2 protein-coding genes and 1 riboswitch are annotated in these 2,571 nt (G+C 75.4%); both genes read right to left on the bottom strand.

Features of this window, described 5'->3' with window-relative positions:
* Positions 1-34: 34 nt before the first annotated feature.
* A complete protein-coding gene (gene purH, locus HGA02_RS15930; RefSeq protein ID WP_168680065.1) occupies positions 35-1,675 on the bottom strand; it encodes a bifunctional phosphoribosylaminoimidazolecarboxamide formyltransferase/IMP cyclohydrolase in 1,641 nt (546 codons plus the stop codon).
* Positions 1,676-1,709: 34 nt separating this feature from the next.
* Positions 1,710-1,798, bottom strand: a riboswitch (ZMP/ZTP riboswitch).
* 107 nt (positions 1,799-1,905) lie between these two features.
* Positions 1,906-2,496, bottom strand: a complete 591-nt coding sequence (purN, locus tag HGA02_RS15925; RefSeq protein ID WP_168680063.1) for a phosphoribosylglycinamide formyltransferase — start codon at positions 2,494-2,496, stop codon at positions 1,906-1,908.
* Between the last annotated feature and the right edge of the window lie 75 nt (positions 2,497-2,571).

Below are 2,571 nucleotides of genomic sequence, written 5' to 3'. Positions count from 1 at the left end.
CGCCCTCGTCCGGGACGGCGCCGCGCGGGGTGCGTCAGTGCGCGAAGTGGCGCGTGCCCGTGAGGTAGAGCGTCACGCCCGCGGCCTGCGCGGCCGCGACGACCTCCTCGTCACGGACCGACCCACCGGGCTGCACGACCGCGCGGACCCCGGCGTCGAGCAGCACCTGGAGCCCGTCGGCGAAGGGGAAGAACGCGTCGGACGCAGCGACGGCACCCCGGGCGCGCTCGACGTCGCCCGTGTTGGCCCGCTCGACCGCGAGGCGGCACGAGTCGACGCGGTTGACCTGGCCCATCCCGACCCCGACCGACGCACCGCCGTCCGCGAGCAGGATCGCGTTCGACTTCACGGCGCGGACCGCACGCCACGCGAACACGAGGTCCGCGAGCGTCGCCTCGTCGGCGGCCTCGCCCGCGGCGAGCGTCCAGGTGGTCGGGTCGTCGCCCGTCGCGTCGACGCGGTCGACCTGCTGCACGAGGAGCCCGCCCGTGACGGCCCGCTGCTCGGTCGCGACCGCGGCCGCGTCGAGCGGAGTCACCTGCAGCAGGCGCACGTTCTTCTTGCGAGTCAGCACCTCGACGGCCTCGGGCTCGAACTCCGGCGCGACGACGACCTCGGTGAAGACGGGCGCGATCTGCTCGGCCGCCGCGAGCGTCAGCGGGCGGTTCGTCGCGATGACACCGCCGAACGCGGACACCGGGTCGCACGCGTGCGCCTTCGCGTGCGCGTCCGCGACGTCGGCCCCGACGGCGATGCCGCACGGGTTCGCGTGCTTGATGATCGCGACGGCCGGCCCGTCGTGGTCGTGCGCGGCGCGCCACGCGGCGTCGGCGTCGACGTAGTTGTTGTACGACATCTGCTTGCCGTGCAGCTGGCGCGCGCCCGCGAGCCCGCGCCCGGCCGCACCGTCGGCCGTCACGTACAGCGCCGCGGCCTGGTGCGGGTTCTCGCCGTACCGGAGCACGTCGGACCGGGTCCAGGTCGCACCCGTGAACGCCGGGAACGCGGGCGCGTCGTCGGTGCCGGGCTCGTCGGGCGCGTAGTCGGTCGCGAACCAGCCGGCCACCGCGACGTCGTAGGCCGCCGTGTGCGCGAACGCGTCCGCGGCCAGGCGGCGACGCTCGGCGAGCGTGAATCCGCCCGCCGCGAGCGCCGCGGCGACGTCCTCGTAGCGCGCCGGGTCGACGACGACCGCGACGCTCGGGTGGTTCTTGGCGGCCGCGCGGACCATCGACGGGCCGCCGATGTCGATCTGCTCGACGCACTCGTCGGGGCTCGCGCCCGACGCGACCGTGGCGGTGAACGGGTACAGGTTCACGACGACGAGCTCGAACGGCGCGACGCCCAGCTCCTCGAGCTGCGCGACGTGCTCGGGCAGACGCGTGTCGGCCAAGATCCCGGCGTGCACGCGCGGGTGCAGCGTCTTGACGCGCCCGTCGAGGCACTCGGGGAAGCCGGTGAGGTCCTCGACGCGGGTCACGGGCACGCCCGTCGCGGCGACGGTGGCCGCCGTCGACCCGGTGGAGACGATCTCGACGCCGGCGGCGTGCAGCGCGGCGGCCAGCTCGGTCAGGCCGGTCTTGTCGTAGACGCTGACGAGCGCGCGGCGCACGGGACGACGCGTGGCGTCGTCGGAGAGGGTGGAGGCGGCGGGGGTGGCGGGCACGGAGGACATCGGCAGCTCCCGGTCGGGTGGGTCGGTTCAGGGACCCAGGCACCCAGGCGGGCGGTGCGTGGCGGGGGCACTGCGGCCGCTCCCCGGTGGTTGCACCCACCTGCGCCAGTCACGACCGTGGTCGAGTCTAGCGGGCACCGCGTCGGCCATCGGCGGCCACCGCGTCAGCCCGCCGCAGGTACGGCGTCAGCCTCCCGCGGCCACCGCGTCAGCCTGCCGCGGGCACGGCGTCAGCCGCCGATGACCGCCGTCCGGCCGTCGACACGCAACCCCTCGCGAGCGATGCGCCCCACGCAGTCGACCAGCAGGCGCCGCTCGACGACCTTGATGCGCTCGTGCAGCGACGCCTCGTCGTCGTCGGGCAGCACCGGCACGGACTCCTGCGCGAGGATCGGGCCGCTGTCCACGCCCTCGTCGATGACGATGACGCTGCACCCCGTGACCTTGACGCCGTACGCGAGCGCGTCGCGCACGCCGTGCGCCCCGGGGAACGACGGCAGCAGCGCGGGGTGCGTGTTGATGATGCGACCGCCGAACCGCTCGAGCGAGGGCGCGCCGAGGATCTTCATGAAGCCGGCCTCGACGACGAGGTCGGGCGCGAACACGGCCATCGCCTCGGCGATGCCGACGTCCCACGCGGCCCGGTCCGGGAAGTCCTTGAGCGACACGACGGCCGTCGGCACGCCCGCCTCGCGCGCGATGTCGAGGGCGCGGATGCCGGGCCGGTCGGACACCACGCCGACGACGCGTGCGCCGAACGCGGGGTCGTCGTGCGCGTCGAGCAGCGCCGCGAGGTTCGACCCCGTCCCGGAGACGAGCACGACGAGGCGTCCTGCGGCGCGCGTGGCCGGACGGCCCTCCTGCGGGCCGGGACGGGTGGCGGTGGGGTCGGCTCG

Source organism: Cellulomonas septica (genome assembly GCF_012396155.1).
GTDB classification, from domain to species: domain Bacteria; phylum Actinomycetota; class Actinomycetes; order Actinomycetales; family Cellulomonadaceae; genus Cellulomonas; species Cellulomonas septica.
The sequence above is the reverse complement of the archived record's forward strand: the minus strand, read 5'-3'. Positions and strand labels throughout refer to the sequence as shown.